The 6158-nt window shown below is 52.4% G+C and carries 4 protein-coding genes; 1 reads left to right on the top strand and 3 read right to left on the bottom strand.

Translation table 11 applies throughout. From position 1 onward, the window contains the following. Positions 1–2774: inverse autotransporter beta domain-containing protein (locus tag GT753_RS25085; protein WP_160126118.1), on the bottom strand; the 2774-nt coding region annotated here is incomplete at its 3' end. 349 nt (positions 2775–3123) lie between these two features. Beyond that, on the bottom strand, positions 3124–4011 hold the full coding sequence (locus tag GT753_RS25080) for a hypothetical protein (protein ID WP_160126117.1): 888 nt from the start codon (positions 4009–4011) through the stop codon (positions 3124–3126). A gap of 393 nt (positions 4012–4404) precedes the next feature. Between GT753_RS25080 and GT753_RS25075 the strand changes: the two genes are divergently transcribed. Continuing rightward, the gene (locus GT753_RS25075) at positions 4405–4614 is read left to right on the top strand and encodes a hypothetical protein (protein WP_160126116.1); all 210 of its coding nucleotides are present in this window, start codon (positions 4405–4407) and stop codon (positions 4612–4614) included. On the opposite strand, the gene GT753_RS25070 is transcribed toward GT753_RS25075, so the two are convergent. Beyond that, the gene (locus GT753_RS25070; protein ID WP_160126115.1) at positions 4601–6136 is read right to left on the bottom strand and encodes an Ig-like domain-containing protein; all 1536 of its coding nucleotides are present in this window, start codon (positions 6134–6136) and stop codon (positions 4601–4603) included. The genes GT753_RS25075 and GT753_RS25070 overlap by 14 nt on opposite strands. Positions 6137–6158: the final 22 nt, after the last annotated feature.

Below are 6158 nucleotides of genomic sequence, written 5' to 3'. Positions count from 1 at the left end.
ACGGCATACGCCGCCGAGCTCACGCTCTTCCCGTCCAGCGTCACCGTGGTCTTCAGGTTCGCACCCACCGCATGCGCCACATACGACGCACCGTAGGTGCCGTCACCGTTGTCGCTCCAGACCGCCGACTGCGAAGCCGCACCCGGCACGCTCACGCTGTCCGGGGTCAACAGTGCCGACTGACCCGTCACCGCGTTGCCCGCCGCATCCTTCAGCGTCACCGTGACATGCATGGTGTCACCCGACACGTAGCTCGCCTTGTCCAGCTGCACGGACGACTGTGCATCCTCGCCCACAACCACACCGCCGGCCGTGACGGCATACGCCGCCGAGCTCACGCTCTTCCCGTCCAGCGTCACCGTGGTCTTCAGGTTCGCACCCACCGCATGCGCCACATACGACGCACCGTAGGTGCCGTCACCGTTGTCGCTCCAGACCGCCGACTGCGAAGCCGCACCCGGCACGCTCACGCTGTCCGGGGTCAACAGTGCCGACTGACCCGTCACCGCGTTGCCCGCCGCATCCTTCAGCGTCACCGTGACATGCATGGTGTCACCCGACACGTAGCTCGCCTTGTCCAGCTGCACGGACGACTGTGCATCCTCGCCCACAACCACACCGCCGGCCGTGACGGCAACTTCCACTCTCAGCCCACCGATAGCACTGCCATTGTATTTCGGCACTACAGTGTATTTCCCTGCCGCATCCCCTTTGAGGGTCGCGACATATTCCCCTTTTTGTGCACTTTCGGTCACGGCGCTCAACGTCACACCCGCCACGCTACGAGCACGACTCTCCCCGCTGACAACAAATGCCAACTGTTCAGCCACGCCACTCAGGGCATCACCCGCCGCATTTTTCAGGGTTAACGTCAACGTCGTGCCGGACGGATCGCTCGCGACAATCGTATCCGGCGTTGCAGTAAAGGATGACTTTGCCGCATCCGGCGCCATATCATTGATGACTACGCGTGCTGGCGGAAGGGGCACCCCGCTCACGACAGGCGTGAGCACCAGCACCTCAGGAACAGTGCCGGCAACCACAGTCACCTCATAGATGCCCGCCTGAACCAGTTTCGGTTCCGATACGCTCGCATTCCCCCCTGAACGCTTTGCATACTCGGCATGGATAACCACATCCGAACGGGCAATATCTACCGCCTGACCTTGCGCATCCTTCAGCGACAACGTCAGCACTTGCGTACTTTTTCCATCTGCCGGCAATGTGCTCTCGGCTGGCGAGAGGCTGCTTTGACTTTCACTGATGACCGGTGCCTGCACCGTCACCTGCGTTTCACTCTGGTTCGACGCATTGCCTTGCTTATCCATTGCAATGCCGCTGACCGTATAGGTGTTGACACTGCCAGCCATCGACTGATAAACCGGCAGCACCACGGCATACTCCGCTGCACCTTCCTGCAGGATTTTTCCGCCGGCAGCCAGCAAGGTCGGTGCAGACCATTCGATATGCGACAAGCCATATTTGCTGTTGACCACCACGCCCAGTGACTTTTTCTCACCCGCATGACCGCTCACCGCCTCAACGGTGCGCAAGCTGACAACCTCTTTCTTACGGTACTCCAGTACGATGTTGTTGTTGCGATCGACCAAGTCATAACGGCTGCCCGCCAGACTGCGCAGTGATGCAACAGCACCCGGGTCAAGCTGTTGACGCCATGGCACCCCCAGCTGGTAACGCACTTCCACACCCACCCGGGCGCTGCTCTTACCGGATTGCCCCTGGCGATGCTCGGTGTTCAGCGTCAGCAATGGAAACGGGGTATAGTTCACTCCCGCCGTGACCGCACCAGGATTGCGCTGGCGACTGTCCCTCCCGAACAATCCCACCTCATTGCCGTAATATTTCTCATAAGTCAGCTTGCCACCCAGTTGCGGCAAGCTCGGCAACCAGGCCTGCGCCCGCACATCCCAGCCATTGGCCGGCCGCTCTTGGTAATCAGTCAGGTCCGGCGAATCTTTCCAGTTCGTCAAACGCAGATACCCATTGGCGTCCAGCTTCAGATAATCACGCCAGTATTCCAATCCAACGCCCATTCGACTGTGCGAACGCGACAAATCATGGTCGAGGAAAGCATTCCCCCCCATCATCCAGCCGTCATTAAACCGGCGATGCCCCACCCCCAGGTTGGCCTGGGTCCGTGCATCGGTACGGTGCAAACTCCCTTGCGCAAACGTCAACCTGTCCTGCTGTTCATGCAACGGCACCAACAAATCCAATTGAGAATTCTTGAGCGAAAAATTCTTGTCCGCCTCCAATTGCACGCGCGCAGTACCAAACTGGCTCAGCCATTGCTGAACCTCGCTGCCTGCCGCACCGGTCGCCATGCCACGCGCCTGAGCGGCCAGTGCATCACCGTTTGGCTTATTGGCCAACAGTCCACCCGCCTGCGAGGCCCATGACGCCACACGATGGTCTGCCGCGTTGTCAGATTTCGGCGTCGCGTGGGGAGACGACTTTTTATCACCCTCCCACACCACCTTCGGCAAGGGCGCCGTCGGCACGTCCAGCTCGTCACCTGCACGCAGGTGCCCCCAGCCGTTCGCGAACGTACGGAACTGATTCAGCTTGCGCAATGCTTCTGGCGTCATGTTGTAGCGCGCTGCCACGCTGTCTACGCTCTCACCGTCCTTTAGCACATAGGGCAGGGTAGCCAACGAAGCCACCTCCGGGCCAGCCGCCATAAACGGTGACTGGGCGGCACGCGCCGCCATGATGGGGGTAAACGCCACCGATATCGGCAATGCGAATTGCACAATAATATTTATCCAGGATAACCACGTTATCACAGGAGACATTCGACCATTACTCGCCCCAGAGGACGCTACATTCATGTTCATAACAATAGCTCTCTAATAAAAATTATCAACACCGCAGCCCAGTAAAAAATCCGCAATACCTTTAAGAAAATAAAATACGTTAATCATCGCAACCAACAGTGTCGCGGATTTTAATTCCACCCAGCCCAAACAACGTATCCACCAAAGATAAAAACACACAAATCCGACCAAACCGTTACGGGCAGTCAAGCACGTCAAACTAAAAAAAGAAATCCATCACCCTCTTTCTTAAGAGGCCAAAAAAAAAAGAAAAAACCGGCACATATCATCTTTCACTAGCAGGAGTATATTCACGCCAACGCGCAGGGTCACTTTCCCAGGGCGCCAATACTTCTTGTTTACTTTTATAAAAATGAACCTTTCCCTTACCGTTAATATCATGGCGATGGCGATACAGATAACGGAGCTCGGAGTTAGTGATAGAAGGGCCACCTGATTTATTAATGACGCGCTCGATATCAATGCCATCCAGTACAAAATGAACCCTATCCCCCTTACCAGAGCTAATAATCTTCTCCAACCCAGCCTTACTTCCTCGAGAAAAAAACTTACTCAAAGCACGCCTAACCCAAAACTCTTCCTCACGCGGCTTAAACAAGTCCTCGCCGTAATCAGAAAACGTATAAGCAAAGCTGTAACGGTCATGTAATGCTAAGAACTTAAAATACTCCCTTGCCATGGGTAAGTTCTTAAATGAATGAAAACACCCATTATGGAGATTGCACATATCGTCATACAAAGAGCCTTCCACAGACCTGATTTGGTCACAGTATTTTGAAATGAAATCTTGGCCCTCTTCCTCCCACTGATCTGGAGATACGGCAAGCATCGCCTTATACGCACTAAAACCGCCCTCCCCATAATCCATATGCGTAAAAGCCTTATGGATTGCCGTCATATGGCCGGCACGTAAAATTGCGGCAAGATAGTCTGCCTGGCGAGATAATTTTGACCACATCCCTCGATAGCTATCGACCGCCTCCGTCAATCCAAAAATCATATCTCCGCGTGAAAAATCAAAGTTATTATAAAAAAAACCTCCAACATTTCTTTCTGTGACATCTCGATGAGCTCCCAGAGAAGAAGAGGCCTCCCCTTCCTCTCCCTCATGCTCACTGACACCTTTTCGATGTCTCATTAATGAAGCCTTCATTATATAAACTCCATGCTATATCTCATTAACAACGGCAGCCCATGCCCACTTATTACACTCTGCCGTAGATTCACCGTCTTTGCTGGAATAGAAAGACAAGCAAAACCCTCACCAAATAAACCACCACGACACTTTTATTACCCCCCCCAATAAAACAAAAAGGCATCTCGCATCAATCGGCGTCAGTCTTTCTTTGTGCAAATGGTTTCCCCCAACACGGAACTTGGCGGAAATAGAGTTAAACACTAAGAAGGACCATAAAAAGGTGGACATCGTAGATATTGAAAGCATTACACACATCAAATGAGACAAAGCCCCATCCCATACCCCAGGACTTATCGGTTCCCGCCACGCATCTAAAAACCCCGCCCCCAGTCAAAACCCCGATAAACATTGGAAAAAGAATATCAAAATCAACAAAAAGAAGAAAAAACAACAGCCACACCATTGAATAAGCTGACAACTCAAGAAAAGCACGGCATTAAAGTGACACCAGCGACCACCGCGATAAAAAATAAAGACAATCACAACGAAAAAAAAATGCAACCACGAGCTCCGCCATGTTTTTTCATTCTCGAAACAACACCCTCTACACCTTCTTAATAGTGATTGGCTTACTGTATACTATCGACCCAGAAGTCCCGCCCTCTTCTTTCGGCGCTACCCATGCGCGAACATCGTATTCGACGTATTTATCAGTAATCGTCCACGTGAATGTGTCACTGACAACAGTCCCCCATCTCTCATCTTTCTCAATGTAGTACTCAAAACGGCAAAAAGACTTCCCCTCCTTTCCTCCCTTATCCAGGAAGTGATAAGAACAAACCAGTGTATTGCCCGGTATTGGCTGTCCACCGCCTTGTACTTCCACCTTCAATTCGCTGACGCTCGGTAGCCCAAAGGGAGCGCCTTCACTTTCATGTTCAGTCACTTCATGCGTGCACAAATACTTCCAGCTACCATCTTGTTGAAACAACCTTACATCAATCATATCCCCCGCTAACACCCTCCTTGAAAACGTAATAATATAGTACCCTCCCCCTTGACTAATAGTGACATAATACCCCTCCCCCCCCTTTAGAAGGGTTCCAGAATAGGAGCCATTTTCGTAGAAACAGATCTCCTTTGTGGGTAGTTCTAAATAAGTCTCAGGAATACAAATTTTGACCTGACCTTGATACACACGAATATAGACGCCCCCAAGGATGGTATCGATATCCAGTGCCAGTTTTCCTTGCGCATCCAAATACAAGCCACCGAACGGCTGACACGTCAATCGCAATCCGTTAACAACGTCAAATACCGCAGGGGCAAGGGACATTTCCACATGTCCTTCCTTGTCAGTCTTGAGTCCTTTTTTCTCATCAAGTGTGATTGAAACATCAGTTCCTACCTTCAGGGGGCCGCGCGTGACAACCGCCATCCCATCCTTATCAACCTTAACGCCTGCCGCCGCCTTAATACCCACCCCATCCTTGGCCAAAACCAGCCCACCGTCAGCAGCAAGTTTCAGTGCTACCCCGCCCTCTGCCACCGCCACGCCATTCCCTGCTTTAACATGCCATGGGGTTACATCACCAACATCAACGACTTCACTTTCCGTTGACAGATCTCCACCCGTCAATCCTTCGCCAGGCTTGAATGACAACGACGCCACATCAATGAGCCGAGAAAAACTTTCTTCACTCGGCACCTTCCAGGCTTTGAAGCACTCTCTCAACTGAGGTAAATTGACTTTTCCATCACCCTGAAGGCTTACCTCACTGACAGGTAACTCTCCTGTAATCAGTGACATTTTGTCTTCTGGGTAAAAGGGGACAACGGTGGACACCCCCTCCAATTTCACGTTGTCCACAGCAACCTCCAACGTCAGCGTTGGCAAAACAGCAACCTCCCTGGCGGTTACCGTTACCGTATAGGTGTCCCCCACCCGTGTGACAGTGCTGACATCAACGCTGTTTTCTGGAAGACACGTGAAAGAAACTTCCCGGTCAGTTAGGACTCGCCCCTTCGCATTCACAAGACGCAGAGCCACCACAGCCCGAGCCATCCCATCAGCCGACCGTTCGGCAGGCGAGACGGTCAATGAAGAGGCGTTTACATCAGGAGTCAGACGCGTTGCCATATACGGTTATTCCTTATAATGA

The organism is Serratia sp. Z4 (assembly GCF_009900725.1).
Classification (GTDB): Bacteria; Pseudomonadota; Gammaproteobacteria; order Enterobacterales; family Enterobacteriaceae; genus Serratia; species Serratia nematodiphila.
Note: the sequence above shows the minus strand (reverse complement) of the source record. Positions and strands in the feature narration are given on the sequence as shown.